The organism is Streptomyces sp. NBC_01537 (assembly GCF_045040445.1).
Taxonomy (GTDB): domain Bacteria; phylum Actinomycetota; class Actinomycetes; order Streptomycetales; family Streptomycetaceae; genus Actinacidiphila.
Window position 1 is genome coordinate 8,348,405 of the sequence record NZ_CP109392.1, and the last position, 14,752, is coordinate 8,363,156.

Here is a 14,752-nt window from a genome sequence, read left to right on the forward strand (position 1 = left end):
TCGCCGACCCACTCAACTTTCCAGAGGAACACAGACATGTCTCATGAAGTCCGCGCTGTCGTGGCCCGCAGCAAAGGCGCCCCTGTCTCGGTGGAGACCATCCTGGTGCCCGACCCCGGACCGGGGGAGGCCCTGGTGCGGGTGCAGGCCTGCGGGGTGTGCCACACCGACCTGCACTATCGGGAGGGCGCCATCGGGGACGACTTCCCCTTCCTGCTCGGCCACGAGGCCGCGGGAGTCGTCGAAGCGGTCGGTGAAGGCGTCACCGACGTCGTCCCCGGTGATTTCGTCATCCTCAACTGGCGGGCGGTGTGCGGGCGGTGCCGTGCCTGTCGGCGCGGCCAGCCCTGGTACTGCTTCGACACGCACAACGCGCGGCAGAAGATGACGCTGAAGGACGGCACGGAGCTGGCGCCCGCCCTCGGTATCGGGGCCTTCGCGGAGAAGACCCTCGTGGCCGCCGGCCAGTGCACGAAAGTCCCCCAGGTCCGGCCCGAAGCGGCCGGCCTTCTCGGCTGCGGGCTCATGGCCGGGCTGGGAGCCGCGCTCAACACCGCACCCGTCAGCAGGGGACAGAGCGTCGCGGTGATCGGCTGCGGCGGCGTCGGCGACGCGGCGATCGCCGGTGCGCGCCTCGCCGGAGCGGCCAGGATCATCGCGGTGGACATTGACGACCGGAAGCTGGCCTTGGCCGGGACCTTCGGCGCCACGCACACCGTCAACTCCCGCGACACCGACCCCGTGACGGCGATCCGCGAGCTCACCGGCGGGCACGGAGCGGACGTGGTGATCGATGCCGTCGGCCGTCCGGAGACGTACCAGCAGGCCTTCCACGCACGCGACCTTGCGGGGACCGTCGTGCTGGTGGGGGTCCCGACGCCGGACATGAAGCTGGAGCTGCCGCTGCTGGACGTCTTCGGCCGCGGTGGGGCGCTGAAGTCCTCCTGGTACGGCGACTGCCTGCCCTCGAGGGACTTTCCGATGCTGGTCGACCTGTACCGGCAAGGGCGACTGGACCTGGACGCCTTCGTCACGGAAACGATCGCCCTCGACGAGGTGGAGAAGGCCTTCGAGAAGATGCACTCAGGTGAGGTGCTGCGGTCCGTGGTGGTGTTCTGAGTGGCCGCACGAGTCGAACACGTCGTCACCACCGGGGAGTTCACCCTCGACGGCGGTACGTGGGAAGTGGACAACAACGTCTGGATCGTCGGGAACGACGAGGAGGCCCTTGTCATCGACGCCTCTCACGACGCGGACGCGATCGCCGCAGCCGTCGGCGAGCGTCGACTGACCGCGATCGTGTGCACGCATGCCCACAACGACCACATCAATGCCGCCCCGGCGCTCGCCGCCCGCACCGGTGCACCCATCCTTCTCCACCTGGACGACCGCCTCCTGTGGCGGAACGTCCACCCGGACAGATCCCCGGACGGTTACCTTTCCGACCGGCGTCGGCTCACGGTCGCCGGCACGGAACTCATCGTGCTGCACACTCCCGGCCACAGCCCCGGGGCCATCTGTCTGTACACGCCGGACCTCGGCACCGTCTTCACCGGCGACACGCTCTTCGCCGGCGGCCCGGGAGCCACCGGGCGGTCGTTCTCGGACTTCCCCACCATCATCCGTTCGATCCGCGGCGAACTCCTGCCCCTGCCGCCGGACACCCAGGTGCTCACCGGGCACGGAGCGACCACGACCATCGGGGCCGAGGCTCCGCATCTGGAGGAGTGGATCGTCCGCGGGCACTGAATTCCCCGCGCCGGTCTTCCCAGGGGCGGTCGGCACAGGTACCGTCCAAATAGTCAAAGCTTTGATTACATGCTTTGATCAGGAACTTGCCCGCTTCGTCCCCGGCCCTGCTGGGCCGCCGCCCCTCCCCGGCCCTTCGCCAGAGGGCACAGCCGACGATCGATTCAAGGAGTCCTCCTCATGTCCCGAGCCCTCGCCCCTCCCAGCCCTGGCGCCCTGCGCGCCTGCATGTCCCGGTTCGCCACCGGCGTCACCGTCGTGACGTACGCGGGCGAGGACGGTCCCCGGGGCGCGACCATGAACTCCTTCACGTCCGTCTCCGCCGATCCCGCGCTGGTGCTCGTCAGCGTCGCCCGACGCGCCCGCTGCCACGACCAGTTGATCGACAGCTCCTTCTGCGTCAACATCCTCGGCGCCGAACAGGAGCCGCTGGCCCGGCTGTTCGCCGGGGTACAGGGCGCCACCGAGCCCCGCTGGGCGAACGCGGCCCGGGTGCCCCGCCTCACGAACCCCCTGGCATGGGTGGAGTGCGAGCCGTGGCAGGCGTACGACGGCGGAGACCACACCCTCCTCGTCGGCCGCGTCACCGACCTCGGCCACCGCGACGGCGACGCCCTCACCTACGCCTGGAGCCGCTTCGGCACCGCGGCCGAGTCCACCGACGGCATCGAACACCTCATCTGACCCCCGCTGATCACCTCCACAGGAGCCACCATGGCCGCACGCACCGGCAAGGAATACCTCGAGCGCCTCTCCCAGTCCCGCCCCACCGTCCACATCCAGGGCGAGACCGTCACCGGAGGCATCCAGGAACACCCCGCTTTCCGCAACGTCGTTCAGACCTACGCCGAGCTGTACGACCTCCAGCACAGCGACGAACACAAGGACGTCCTCACCTACGCCTCGCCCACCTCCGGCGAGCCGGTCGGCACGTCCTTCCTCACCCCGCAGACCCCGGACGACCTGGTCAAGCGCCGCAAGGCGTTCAAGGTGTGGGCCGACCACAGCAACGGCATGCTGGGCCGCACCGGCGACTACATGAACAGCTCCCTGATGGCGCTCGCCTCGGCCGCCGACTGGTTCGCCCAGGCCAACCCCGCCTTCGGCGAGAACATCCGCCGCTACTACGAGAAGGTCCGCGAAGAGGACCTGCTGTGCACGCACACGCTGATCCCGCCGCAGGTCAACCGGTCCGTGGCCGGTACCCAGCAGGCCGGTGGCAAGCTCGCGGCACGCATCGTGAAGGAGGACGACAACGGCGTCGTCATCAGCGGTGCGCGCATGCTCGCCACGATCGCCCCGTTCGCTGACGAGATGCTCGTCTTCCCCTCGACCGTGCTGCGTGGCACCCCCGAGGACAAGCCGTACTCCTACGCCTTCGCCATCCCGAACGACACCCCCGGCCTGCGCTACATCGCCCGCGAACCGCTGGACTACGACCGCCCCCGGCACGACCACCCCCTCGCCTCCCGCTTCGAGGAGTCGGACTGCGTCGTCGTCTTCGACGACGTGCACGTGCCGTACGAGCGCTGCTTCGCCCTCGGCGACGCGGAACTGTGCAACGGCTTCTATTCACAGACGGCGTCGGTGGTGCACATGACCCACCAGGTCGTCACCCGCACCACCGCCAAGACCGAGTACGTCCTCGGCCTGGTGTCCCTCCTGACCGAGGCCATCGGCATCGAGCAGTTCCAGCACGTCCAGGAGGACGTCGCCGAGATCATCACCACCCTGGAGATGCTGCGGGCCTTCCTGCGCGCCGCCGAGGCGGACGCCGAGGTCAACGAGTACGGGGTCCTCACCCCGGCCTTCGCCCCGCTGAACGCCGCCCGCAACCTCTACCCCAAGCTCTACCAGCGCTTCCCTCAGATCCTGCGCAAGCTCGGCGCCTCCGGCCTGATGGCGACCCCGACCGAACTCGACATCCAGGGGCCCGCTGCCGCCGACATAGAGGCGTACCTGCAGTCGGCCACCCTGTCCGGCCCCGAGCGCGTGAAGCTCTTCCGCCTGGTGTGGGACACCTGCATCTCGGCGTTCTCCAGCCGCCAGGCGCTGTACGAGTACTACTTCTTCGGCGACCCCGTCCGCATGGCCGGCGCGTACGTGAAGAGCTACGACCGTGAGCCGTACAGGGCCAGGGTCCAGAGCTTCCTCGACCGCGCCTGATCCCGGACGGACGACATGACGCACCCGCTCGGGAACTCCCCGTCGAAGATCATCGCTCTGCATCTCAACTACCCCAGCCGCGCCAAGGAGCGCGGCCGGATCCCCGCCCATCCGTCGTACTTCCTCAAGCCGCCCTCGTCGTTGGCGGGCACCAAGGAGGCACTCGTCCGCCCCGAGGGATGCGAACTCCTCGGCTTCGAAGGCGAGATCGCCCTCGTCATCGGCTCGCGCGCGCAGCGGGTGCGGCCCGAGGCCGGCTGGCAGTACGTGCGATGGGTGACCGCCGCCAACGACGCCGGTGTGTACGACCTGCGCTACGCCGATCGCGGCTCCAACCTCCGCTCCAAGGGCGGAGACGGCTTCACGCCGATCGGGCCGCGGCTGCTGGACGCACGCCAACTCGACCCGGCCGCCCTGCGGTTGCAGACCTGGGTCAACGGAGAACTGGTCCAGGACGACACCACGGACACCCTGCTGTTCCCGTTCGGCGAGCTGATCGCGGACCTGTCGAGGCAGGTCACCCTGGAGCCGGGGGACGTCATCCTCACCGGCACGCCGGCCGGTGCCTCCGTGGTCGCCCCCGGTGACGTGGTCGAGGTCGAGGTGACCGGAAACGGGCTGTCCACCGGCCGCCTCCGCAATCCCGTCGCCGCCGGGCCCCCGCTGGACCCGTACGGGGCGATGCCCAAGGCCGATCCGGCGGAGCGGGAGGCCGCGTACGGGACGGCCTACACTCCCGCGCCCCTGCTGGACAAGCGGTTCGAGGAGGGGCTGCGCTCGGTCGCCGTGGCCACCCTCAGCGCACAGCTCCGTGCCCGCGGCCTGCCGCACATGTCCATCGACGGCGTCCGCCCCACGCTGCCGGACCGGACCATGGTCGGCGTCGCGCACACCCTGCGCTATCTGCCTCTGCGCGAGGACCTCTTCAAGAAGTACGGCAACGGCATGAACGCCCAGAAGCGGGCGATCGAGGAGCTGAGGCCGGGCCACGTGCTCGTCATGGACGCCCGCCGCGACACCTCCGCCGGGACGCTCGGCGACATCCTCGCGCTGCGTGCCCAGACGCGTGGTGCGGCCGGAGTCGTCACCGACGGCGGCCTGCGCGACAGCGCCGCGGTCACCGAACTCGGCCTGCCCGTCTACCACGGCGGGGAGCACCCCTCCGTCCTGGGCCGCCGCCACGTCCCGTGGGACTCGGGCGTGCCCATCGCGTGCGGTGGCGCGCTGGTGCAGCCGGGCGACCTGATCGTCGGTGACGCGGACGGTGTCGTGGTCGTGCCACCCGAGCTGGCCGAGGAGCTGATCGCCGACTGCCGGGAGCAGGAGCTGCGAGAGCGCTTCATCACCGAGCAGGTACGTGCCGGGCACAGCGTCGACGGGCTGTATCCCCTCGGTCCCGACTGGCGCGAACCGTTCGAGCAGTGGCGCCGCAGCCACGCCCCTTCGCAAGAGTCGCAAGGAGAAACCGCATGAAGTTCCGCAGCGATCCCGCCACCATCCGCGGATCCATCGCCCCGGTCGTCACCCCGTTCACCGACGAGGGCGCCGTCGACCACGACAGCCTGCGCTCCCTGATCCGCTTCCAGCTGGAGTCCGGTTCGCACGGCATCTCGCTCGGCGGCTCCACCGGCGAGCCCAGCGCACAGACCGTCGCCGAGCGGATCGCCGCCATGCGTACGGCCGTCGAGGAGACCGGCGACCGGGTGCCCTTCCTTCCCGGAACCGGCTCGCACAAGCTGAACGAGACCCTGGAGCTGACGGCCGCCGCCCAGGACCTGGGAGCGGACGCGGCCCTGGTGATCACCCCCTACTACGCGCGCCCCACCCAGGAGGCGCTGTACCAGTGGTATGCCACGGTCGCCCGGGAGTTCCCGGACCTGCCGATCGTCGCGTACAACGTGCCCTCCCGCACGGCGGTCGACATCGCCCCCGAGACGGTGAGGCGGCTGTTCACCGACTTCGACAACTTCGTCGGAGTCAAGGAGACCACCAAGGACTTCGAACACTTCTCCCGCGTGCTGCACGCCTGCGGCCGCTCGCTGCTGGTGTGGTCCGGTATCGAGCTCCTCTGCCTGCCGCTGCTCGCGCTGGGTGGTGCCGGCTTCGTCAGCGCAGTGGCCAACCTGGCGCCGACCGCCGTGGCAAGGATGTACGAGCTGTGGGAGTCGGGGGACTTCGAGGGCGCACGGGACCTGCACTACCGGCTGCACCCGCTGGTGGACCTGCTGTTCGTGGAGACCAACCCGGCCCCGGCGAAGTGGGTCCTCGCCCAGCAGGGACGGATCGCCTCGCCTCACGTACGGCCGCCGCTCATCACGCCCACCGCCCCGGGTCTGGCCCGCATCCGCACCCTCCTCGCCGAGGGCGGGGACCTGACGCAACAGCTCGCAGCGCAGCAGAACGGAGCCGACAAGTGAGCACCGCCCCCGAGGGCCTGCCCTCGACCATCCGGCACTGGATCGGTGGCGAACTCGTCGACGCGGCCGACGGCCGCACCTTCGACGTCACCGACCCGGTGTCCAACACCGCCTACACACAGGCCGCACGGGGTGCGCAGGACGACGTCCAGCGGGCCGTCGAGGCAGCGCGGGCCGCCTTCCCCGGCTGGTCGTCGATATCCAATCGCGAACGCGCTCGCGTCCTGTACCGCATCGCCGACGCCGTCGAGGCCCGCCACGACCGCCTCGCCCGGTTCGAGTCGTACGACTCGGGCCTGCCGATCACCCAGGCCAAGGGCCAGGCGCGGCGCGCCGCGGAGAACTTCCGCTACTTCGCCGACGTCATCGTCGCGCTCGGCGAGGAGGCCTTCCGGCAGGGCGGTGAGCAGTTCAGCTACGTCGTCCGCACCGCGGTCGGGGTCGCCGGCCTGATCACCCCGTGGAACACCCCGTTCATGCTGGAGAGCTGGAAGCTCGCGCCTGCCCTCGCCTCCGGCTGCACGCTCATCCTCAAGCCCGCCGAGTGGACGCCCCTGTCGGCTTCGCTCTGGCCGGAGATCTTCGCCGAGGCGGGCGTGCCGGCCGGAGTCGTGAACATCGTCCACGGCATTGGCGAGGAGGCAGGGCAGGCCCTCGTCGACCACCCGGACGTGCCGCTGATCTCCTTCACGGGCTCGACCGACACGGGCCGCCACATCATCCGTTCCTCGGCCGAGCACCTCAAGACCACGTCGATGGAGCTGGGCGGCAAGTCCCCGGTCGTCGTCTTCGCCGACGCCGACATCGAGGCGGCCCTGGACTCCGTGGTCTTCGGTGTGTTCTCACTCAACGGCGAACGCTGCACGGCGGGTTCCCGGGTGCTCGTCGAGCGCCCGCTGTACGAGGAGTTCACCCGCCGCCTCGCCGAGCGAGCCGACCGGGTCAGGGTCGGCCTGCCATCCGACCCCGCCACCGAGGTGGGGGCGCTGGTCCACACGGAGCACTACGAGCGTGTCCTGAACTACGTCGAGATCGGCAAGAAGGAGGCCCGGCTGGTGGCGGGCGGCGCCCGCCCGGACCACCTCACCGAGGGCAACTACCTCCAGCCGACCGTGTTCGCCGACGTGTCCCGTGACGCCCGTATCTTCCAGGAGGAGATCTTCGGCCCCGTCGTGGCCGTCGCGCCCTTCGACGCCGAGGCCGAGGCGATCGAGCTGGCCAACGCCACCCAGTTCGGCCTGGCCGCGTACATCTGGACCTCGGACCTCAAGCGCGGCCACCGCATCGCGCACGCCGTCGAGTCCGGCATGGTCTGGATCAACTCGCACAACGTCCGTGACCTGCGCACCCCCTTCGGCGGTGTCAAGGCTTCCGGCGTCGGCCGGGAGGGCGGCGCCCACAGCATCGACTTCTACACCGAGTCCAAGATCGTCCACGTCGCCCTCGGTGACGTCCACACGCCACGATTCGGAGCCGTCTGATGACTGGAACAGCCGCACCCGACGTCGTGCGCTCCGCCTACGCCCAGCTCGCCGTCACCGACCTGGCCAGGGCCCGCTGGTTCTGGGTGGACATGCTCGGATTCCACGTCCAGTACGAGGACGCCGACTCCCTCTACCTACGCGGGACCGATGAGCTCACCCATCACTCGCTCGTGCTGCGCAAGGGTGAGATCGCCGCTCTCGACCACATCTCCTACCGAGTCCGCACCCCGGAGGACGTCGACAAGGCGGAGAAGTTCTTCCGCCAACTCGGCCGCCCCGTCAAGCGGTTGAAGAAGGGCGAGGGCACGGTCGGAGTCGGGGACGCCGTACGCGTCGTCGACCCGCTCGGCTTCCCGGTCGAGTTCTTCCACGAGATCGAGCGTGGTGAGCGCCTCATCCAGCGTTACGACCTCCACCGCGGCGCCCAGATCGCCCGCCTGGACCACTTCAACATCTGCACCCCCGACATCCCGGCCGCCTACGCCCACTACCAGTCCCTAGGCTTCGGCTGCTCGGAGACCATCGAGGGTGACGAACACGAGCTGTACGCCGCCTGGATGTACCGCAAGCAGACCGTCCACGACGTCGCCTTCACCGGCGGGGCCGGCCCCCGCCTGCACCACCTGGGCGTCGCCACCCACGAGTCCCACCAGGTGCTGCGCACCGCCGACATCTTCGGCGCGCTGCACGAGGAGAAGCACATCGAGCGCGGGCCCGGCCGACACGGTGTCTCCAACGCTTTCTATGTCTACCTGCGCGATCCCGACGGCCACCGGGTGGAGATCTACACCTCCGACTACTACACCGGCGACCCGGACCACGAGACATACCGGTGGAACGTCAACGACGACCGCCGCCGCGACTTCTGGGGCAACGCGGTGATCGAGTCCTGGTACAAGGAGGCGACCCCGGTTCTCGACCTCGACGGACGGCAGCAGCCGGTGAGCAGCTCCCTGCTGGACGAGTCCGCCGTCCAAGTCGGCGCCGACGGACTCGGCTGACCGCGCGAACAGCTCCGGTGCCGGGTGCGGCACCGGAGCTGTTCCGCACGGCGGGGTCAGAGCGTGATTCCGGTCCCGTGGCCGCCAGAACTGGCATCTTCACTGGTCAGCAGGGGTGACCCGACCTCGGAAACCGTTCGGTGGCCGCGTCGAATGCCGCGTATCCTGTAAAGGATCAAGGAGCCGTCCAAGGCTCCGACTTTGTCGAGGCAACTGCCCGACTCAACCGTTGCGGGATGAGCGTTCGGGCACGCGCCGAGATCGTCCACGATGTAGAGCGAGGGGGCGCCATGTCCGAGCAGGCGGCACCGACCACGGCGGTCGCCCGGTCTGCCAAGATGCGGCTCTCGGCAAGCCGTGAGCGGACCATCCTGCGAGCCGCCTACGAGATACTCGCTGAGTCCGGTTACCAGGGACTGCACTACGAGGCAGTGGCGACCCGCGCCAGGACGAGCAAGGCCACGCTGTACCGGCACTGGCCCACCAAGGCGGAACTGGTGACCACGGCCATCAGCTTCCGCCCCGCCGAAGACCTGCAGGTGCCGGACACCGGCACGCTGCGCGGCGACCTCCTGGCATACCTCCAGTTGCTCGCCGAATGGATGAGTGGCGAGCCAGGCGCCGTGATCAGCGGTCTTTTCGTCACCATGCGCAATGATGCTGAGCTCGCGGCGCTGCTGCGCCCCTTGCTGATCCCCGCCGTACCGCCCGTCCGGGCTGTCTGCGAGCGGGCAGAACGGCGTGGAGAACTCGCTCTGGACCAGGACGTGCGGTTCATCGATGAGCTCTGTGCGCCGGCCCTGTTCATGCGCCACGCTCTGCTCGGTCTGCCTCTGGATGCGGAGTTCGTCGAGTATCTGGTCGACGGAGTTGCCATGCCGCTGCTGACCCGCGCCACGTGACGCGGACTGTCGTCCCGGTCCTCTCCGGCGGCCCTGCGGCTACCAGAAAGGATGCGCACACAATGAAGGTCATCATCGTCGGTGCCGGCGTGCTGGGCGTGAGCGTCGCGAGGCAGCTTGCCGTCGCCGGAGGACGTTCTCCTGCTCGATCAGCGGGGAGCCGGCACCGGCACGACCGCGACCACCTACGCCTGGACCAACTCCAGCCGCAAGCCCGACCCCAACTACCACCGGCTGAACCTCGCGGGGATGGAGGAGCACGCCAGGCTCGCCGGGCAACTGCGCGGCGCACCGTCATACTTTCCCAGCGGAGCGCTGCAGTGGGCGGACGCCGCAAACGCGCAGCGGCTCGCCGACAACTTGGAACGACTGCAGGCACTCGGCTGCCCTGGTCGGAGACAGTCCAGGTCGTCGAGACCGACGACGTACGTGAACGAGGTGCCGTGGCCGGCGCCCAGCGCACGCCTGAGCACCTGCGCCATCTCAGACGTTGCGAGGGTGGCTTTGCTGGCCTTGAGGAGCAGGTCGCGACGCGTGAAACACTCCGCGGTCAGGCGCAGCACGAACGGGGAGACGCGGGCGGCGAGCTCTTCGAATGCTTCCTGAGTGCGCAGCACCGAGGTAAGGAATCCGATCCGCGCCTCGATGCTGTGCTCGTTGAGGACAATGCGGAGGGCCGTGAGGTGGTCCACCGCCGCTTGCTCGCGTTCGAAGCAGCCGGTCGAGACGGTGATCTCGCGGAGTTCGGTCAGGTCTCCGCGGGGGTGTTGCTCCGACATCGCGGCCAGCAGCTCGCTCAGTTCCCGCTCCTCCGAGAGCCGCGGATCGGCTGCGGACTCCAGGGTGTTCGGGCAGAAGGCACACCCCACGCAGCGACTCCGGGCGTTGGGATTGAGCGTCGCCGCACGGCCACCGTCCCGGAAGTAGCCGCCAACGGCTTCGTCGGCGTCAATGCGCTCGACACTGCCGATCGACTCGCCACCGAGCGTCAGCTGTCCGTCTTCGAGGTGGAACGGCGAACGGGCGGCATTCAGAGGGACGATGACCTGCCAGGGCACTGAGGGAGCGGTGGCGAGACGTACAAGAACGCGTGCCCGGTGTCGCGGGACGTCCGACGAGATCCCGTGGAGGTTGATCGAGATGAGCAGCGCGTCCTCGACGGGAACGGCGTACCGGGTGGCAAGGCGCTCGACGTGCGCGAGTGAAGCGATCGATGCGGATGGTTCGCCAAGCAGTACCGGCATGTTGCACGCTCCGTCCCAGAAGGCCGAGAAGTCCTTGTGCTACGCCGGCGGCCAACTGCACTTCGGCGCCGACGAGACAAGAGCGTGCTGGAGAAGGATGGGACGGCAGAACCGCCTCCGGGGACGACCTGAGGACGTCTTGGGACGTTTTAGCTGAGCGCGAGCATCCGCAAGTGGTCCATCAGGGCATTCACGTCGCTCAGGTCAGGGAGTACGAGATCGGCACCGGCCCGTCGAAGCGCGTCGGCGCTGTCGACTCCGGAGGCCACCGCCACGATGTGGGCACCTGAGGTGAGGGCGGCATCGACGTCTCGGGGAGTGTCGCCGATGAGGACCACGGGGGTGTCGTCCGGCGTCCCGTAGACCGCTCGGACCCTGCTCCGCGCCAGATCCACCAACTCCGACCTGTCAGCGGAGTCGGCACCGTAGGCACCGACTCCGAGGTCGAGGAGAGCGTCCAGACCGAAGGCGCTGAGCTTTACCCGTGCGTTGGCCGCGATGTTTCCCGTGAGAACGGAAGAGACCATGCCGTCCTCCTCGGCCACCGCCTTGAGGGCTTGATACACCCCCGGCAGGACCCGGCCCCGCTTGCCGAGGCTGCTCTCCCGCCCGGCTCCGGCCGCCTCCAGCGCAGGAAGGGCGTCCTCCCAGCGGGGTGGTTCCAGGCCGTGGTCAGCGAACATGTCGGAGATGATCAACCGATCCGTCCGCCCCTCCGTACGCGCGGGGCGCACCGGCGACCGGCCGGCAAGAGCCGTGAACGCGGCGGCGTAGATCTCCTTACTGACGCCCGCATTGTCGATGAGGGTGTGGTCGATGTCCCAGAGCACGATGAGTGGCACCCTGCCAGGGTAAACAAAGTGCAGACTCTCCCCCGGGCGGACGTCCTTGCGAGCGGGACGACAAGTCCGGTTGGATGACCAGCGTGAATGGACGATTGCGCTCCGCACTCGTCCAGCGGGGGATCACTGTCGAAATGCTCGCCGAGCTCTGCTCGGTCGACCCGAAGACCGTCGACCGCTGGCTTACCAAAGAACGCATGCCACACCGCCGCCATCGTTTCGCCGCGGCCAAGCACCTGCAGGTGGACGAGGCGTACCTCTGGCCCAACCATCGTCAGCGACCGGCGCACCTCGAGGCGCTGCGGTCGGAGACCATCGAGGTCATCCAGGGGCGGGCCTGGTGGCGGGTGATGAGGTAAGTGCGAGCTGCTGGGAGGCACCGCGCGACCCGGCAAGCATGGTGCTGCTCGGTCGGCTACTGATGTCGTCGCCGTGAGCGCTGGCGGCAGCCGCGATGGCGGAAGTTCGCCTACGGCAGACGCCTAACAGCGGCTAACGAGTGGAACACCCTTCGCCAACCATGTCAATGTACGGACCCCGGAGAAAACCGCAGGTCAGCGAACGGAACCGCGCCCATGCACGCCATAGTGGCCACCCCCGTCAACCACCAGCGCACTCTGCGTTCGTGGATGCATGGGGCTCGGGCTCAGGGCCAACCCGTGCGATGGCGTGAAGTTGCCGGAGGTGCGCCGGACGGTCATCGTGCCGGAGGCGCTCGCCGTCCGGGCGCTCATCGAGGCGGCGCCGGGCCGGTACAAGGCCCTCATACGGCTCGCTGCATCCAGCGGCCTTCGCCAGGGCGAGTTGATCGGCTTGGAGGACGGGTCCGACTTCCTGCGGCGGAAGGTCGAAGCGTCCCAACAGTTGTGCACGCCGGACAAGGGCCCGCAGTACCTCGGGCCGCTCAAGACGCCCGAGAGCTACCGCGAAGTTCCCTTGGCTCAGTCGGCGGTCACGGCGGTCTCGATGCACGTCACTGAGTTCTCGCCCGTCGCGGTCAAGATCGAGGACCGGACCGACCCGCTCAACCCACATGTGCCGCCCGCACGTCTGCTCTTCACGGGCGATCACGGGAATCCCATGCGGCGGTCGACATGGTCCCGTATCTGGGGGCGCATCCGTGCGGACGCCGACAAGCTTCTCGTGGCGAGCGGGACAGAAGTGCGTGTCCCGAAGAAGTGCACGGTTCACAGTCTTCGGGACTTTTACGCTACGACGTTGATCACGAAGCGGGAGAACGTGAAGTTGGTTCAGGTCCGCATCGGGCACTCCAAGCCGTCGATCACTCTCGACAGATACGTCGGCTTCTGGTCGACCGAGGAGGACACGACCGCGGCGGCTATCGAATCGGTTCCGGGAGAGCCGGAGCGGGTTCTTCAGCCGAGTGCACGCGCTGTGCGCTCCGCCACCGGTACAGGGCCCCGGCGCCAACGGTGACCAGCAGGAACAGCACGGTGAACCACTGGAAGTACCAGTGCCCGCCCGTCGGGTCGTAGACGGCGGCGCGCGGCCAGGCGAGGTTGACCGTCATCACGAGGCCGTAGGCCAGCGCGAGGGCGTTGACGGGGATGCCCCAGCGGCCGAGGGAGAAGAGGGGGTGGCCGGATTCGTCGGTGGCCGGGAGGCCCTCGGGGGTGGGGAGGCCGCCGCGGAGGCGGCGGAGGAGGAGGGGGCCGGTGACCATGGCGTAGGCGAGGTAGAGCATGGCGATGCAGGTGGTGCCGATGGCGAGGAAGGCGTCGGGGGAGAGGAGGTTGAGGAGGCAGAGGGCGGCCGCGCCGACGCCGACTACGAGGGCGGTGGCGCTGGGCATGCCGGTGCGGGGGGAGACCTTGGCGAGGCGGGCGGAGAAGGGGAGGACGCCGTCGCGGGCCATGGAGAAGAGCATGCGGGAGCCGGCGGTCTGGATGGCGAGGGTGGCCACCGCGATGGCGACGGTGACGTCGGCGAGCAGGGCCTTGCCCACGCCGTCGCCGAGGCTGCTGGTCAGGACGTAGCTCAGGCCCTCGGTCGCGAGGCGGCCGTCGGTGAGGCTGGGCGCGGCGAGCAGGCCGGCGAGGAGCAGCAGGCCGCCCAGCACGCCCGCCGCGGCGAGGGCGGTGAGGATGGTGCGGGGGGCGGTGCGGCGCGGGGCGTGGGTCTCCTCGCTGAGCTCGCCGGCGCTGTCGAAGCCGATGAGGACGTACGCGGCGCTGAAGGAGCCGACGAGGAGCGCGCCGATCGCGCCGCCCTGACCGCCGGTGTGGAAGGTGATGCCGGGGCCGTGTTCGACGTGGGTGAAGAGCAGCACGATGATCAGGGCGGCGCCGATGATCTCGGCGGTGACGCCGATCCGGTTGATCGCGGACATGATGCGGTTGTCCAGCATGTTCACGATCGTGGTGAGGACCAGCAGGACGACGCCGAGCAGCGCGGCGTTCGCGGCTCCGGTGGACGTGACGGGTGACGGGTCGCCGCCGACGATCTGGAAGCCGGACCAGATGGCGGGCAGCACGACCTGCAGGGCGAGCGCCGCGGCCGCGACCACGACGACCTGGCCGATGACCATGATCCAGCCCGCGAACCAGCCGAAGGCGGGGGTGCTCAGCCGCGTCGACCACTGGTAGATCGCGCCGGAGATCGGGTAGCGGGCGGCGAGTTCGGCGAAGCAGGCGGCGACCAGGAGCTGGCCGAGGAGGACGGCGGGCCAGGTCCAGAAGAAGGCGGCGCCGCCGAAGGAGTAGCCGAAGGCGAAGAACTGGAAGACCGTCGTCAGTACGGAGATGAAGGAGAAGCCCGCGGCGAAGGAGGCGTAACGGCCCATGCTGCGGTGCAGTTCCTGGCGGTAGCCGAAACCGGCGAGTTCCTGCGAGTCGGCGTCGGAGTGGGCGGTGGTGGCGTCGGTGGGGGCGGTGGCGGTCATGTCGGAGGACCCCTGTCGCTGATGCCTGCTGATTCCTGTCGGTTG

The 14,752-nt window shown here is 69.2% G+C and carries 14 protein-coding genes; 11 read left to right on the top strand and 3 right to left on the bottom strand.

The annotated features are described in order from the left end of the window. Window positions 1-36: 36 nt before the first annotated feature. The 9 genes from OG607_RS38360 (at window position 37) to OG607_RS38400 (ending at window position 9,719) form a co-directional block, all read left to right on the top strand. Window positions 37-1,119, top strand: a complete 1,083-nt coding sequence (locus OG607_RS38360) for an S-(hydroxymethyl)mycothiol dehydrogenase (protein WP_405733813.1) — start codon at window positions 37-39, stop codon at window positions 1,117-1,119. Next, the gene (locus OG607_RS38365) at window positions 1,120-1,749 is read left to right on the top strand and encodes an MBL fold metallo-hydrolase (RefSeq protein ID WP_405733816.1); all 630 of its coding nucleotides are present in this window, start codon (window positions 1,120-1,122) and stop codon (window positions 1,747-1,749) included. Between the two features lie 180 nt (window positions 1,750-1,929). After that, window positions 1,930-2,433: a flavin reductase family protein gene (locus OG607_RS38370; RefSeq protein WP_405733819.1), complete on the top strand. Its 504-nt coding sequence runs from the start codon at window positions 1,930-1,932 to the stop codon at window positions 2,431-2,433. A 30-nt stretch (window positions 2,434-2,463) separates the two neighbouring features. Next, window positions 2,464-3,915 (top strand): 4-hydroxyphenylacetate 3-monooxygenase, oxygenase component, encoded by a 1,452-nt coding sequence (gene hpaB, locus OG607_RS38375; protein WP_405733822.1) that lies wholly within the window; start codon window positions 2,464-2,466, stop codon window positions 3,913-3,915. 15 nt (window positions 3,916-3,930) lie between these two features. Then, window positions 3,931-5,388, top strand: a complete 1,458-nt coding sequence (locus OG607_RS38380) for a fumarylacetoacetate hydrolase family protein (protein WP_405733824.1) — start codon at window positions 3,931-3,933, stop codon at window positions 5,386-5,388. Further along, window positions 5,385-6,332 (top strand): 4-hydroxy-tetrahydrodipicolinate synthase, encoded by a 948-nt coding sequence (dapA, locus tag OG607_RS38385; protein WP_405733827.1) that lies wholly within the window; start codon window positions 5,385-5,387, stop codon window positions 6,330-6,332. The genes OG607_RS38380 and dapA overlap by 4 nt, the downstream gene beginning before the upstream one ends. Beyond that, window positions 6,329-7,813, top strand: a complete 1,485-nt coding sequence (hpaE, locus tag OG607_RS38390; RefSeq protein WP_405733830.1) for a 5-carboxymethyl-2-hydroxymuconate semialdehyde dehydrogenase — start codon at window positions 6,329-6,331, stop codon at window positions 7,811-7,813. The genes dapA and hpaE overlap by 4 nt, the downstream gene beginning before the upstream one ends. After that, entirely contained in the window at window positions 7,813-8,817 is a 1,005-nt protein-coding gene (gene hpaD, locus OG607_RS38395; protein WP_062039154.1) for a 3,4-dihydroxyphenylacetate 2,3-dioxygenase, read from the top strand. Before hpaE ends, hpaD begins: the two co-directional genes overlap by 1 nt. A 236-nt stretch (window positions 8,818-9,053) precedes the next feature. Then, window positions 9,054-9,719: a TetR/AcrR family transcriptional regulator gene (locus OG607_RS38400; protein WP_405733834.1), complete on the top strand. Its 666-nt coding sequence runs from the start codon at window positions 9,054-9,056 to the stop codon at window positions 9,717-9,719. A gap of 224 nt (window positions 9,720-9,943) precedes the next feature. Here OG607_RS38400 and OG607_RS38405 read toward each other — a convergent pair whose 3' ends face one another. Together OG607_RS38405 and OG607_RS38410 are read right to left on the bottom strand one after the other, a co-directional pair. Next, window positions 9,944-10,963 carry a hypothetical protein gene (locus OG607_RS38405; protein ID WP_405733837.1) on the bottom strand — a complete coding sequence of 340 codons (1,020 nt, stop codon included), beginning with the start codon at window positions 10,961-10,963 and terminating at the stop codon, window positions 9,944-9,946. A 149-nt stretch (window positions 10,964-11,112) separates the two neighbouring features. Next, a complete protein-coding gene (locus OG607_RS38410) occupies window positions 11,113-11,805 on the bottom strand; it encodes an HAD family hydrolase (protein WP_405733840.1) in 693 nt (230 codons plus the stop codon). Window positions 11,806-11,888: 83 nt separating this feature from the next. On the opposite strand from OG607_RS38410, the gene OG607_RS38415 reads away from it, so the two are divergent. Then, window positions 11,889-12,164, top strand: coding sequence for a helix-turn-helix domain-containing protein (locus tag OG607_RS38415; RefSeq protein ID WP_405733843.1), 276 nt, complete (start codon window positions 11,889-11,891; stop codon window positions 12,162-12,164). A gap of 274 nt (window positions 12,165-12,438) precedes the next feature. Further along, the gene (locus OG607_RS38420; RefSeq protein ID WP_405733846.1) at window positions 12,439-13,242 is read left to right on the top strand and encodes a tyrosine-type recombinase/integrase; all 804 of its coding nucleotides are present in this window, start codon (window positions 12,439-12,441) and stop codon (window positions 13,240-13,242) included. Here the strand turns inward: OG607_RS38420 and OG607_RS38425 are convergent. Continuing rightward, window positions 13,145-14,707, bottom strand: a complete 1,563-nt coding sequence (locus OG607_RS38425) for an amino acid permease (RefSeq protein WP_405733849.1) — start codon at window positions 14,705-14,707, stop codon at window positions 13,145-13,147. The genes OG607_RS38420 and OG607_RS38425 overlap by 98 nt on opposite strands. Window positions 14,708-14,752: the final 45 nt, after the last annotated feature.

Coding starts and splice junctions, on each gene's coding strand:
- OG607_RS38360 (WP_405733813.1), top strand. CDS start 37: ATGTCTCATGAAGTCCGCGCTGTCGTGGCCCGCAGCAAAGGCGCCCCT.
- OG607_RS38370 (WP_405733819.1), top strand. CDS start 1,930: ATGTCCCGAGCCCTCGCCCCTCCCAGCCCTGGCGCCCTGCGCGCCTGC.
- hpaB (WP_405733822.1), top strand. CDS start 2,464: ATGGCCGCACGCACCGGCAAGGAATACCTCGAGCGCCTCTCCCAGTCC.
- OG607_RS38380 (WP_405733824.1), top strand. CDS start 3,931: ATGACGCACCCGCTCGGGAACTCCCCGTCGAAGATCATCGCTCTGCAT.
- dapA (WP_405733827.1), top strand. CDS start 5,385: ATGAAGTTCCGCAGCGATCCCGCCACCATCCGCGGATCCATCGCCCCG.
- hpaD (WP_062039154.1), top strand. CDS start 7,813: ATGACTGGAACAGCCGCACCCGACGTCGTGCGCTCCGCCTACGCCCAG.
- OG607_RS38400 (WP_405733834.1), top strand. CDS start 9,054: ATGAGCGTTCGGGCACGCGCCGAGATCGTCCACGATGTAGAGCGAGGG.
- OG607_RS38405 (WP_405733837.1), bottom strand. CDS start 10,963: ATGCCGGTACTGCTTGGCGAACCATCCGCATCGATCGCTTCACTCGCG.
- OG607_RS38420 (WP_405733846.1), top strand. CDS start 12,439: ATGGGGCTCGGGCTCAGGGCCAACCCGTGCGATGGCGTGAAGTTGCCG.
- OG607_RS38425 (WP_405733849.1), bottom strand. CDS start 14,707: ATGACCGCCACCGCCCCCACCGACGCCACCACCGCCCACTCCGACGCC.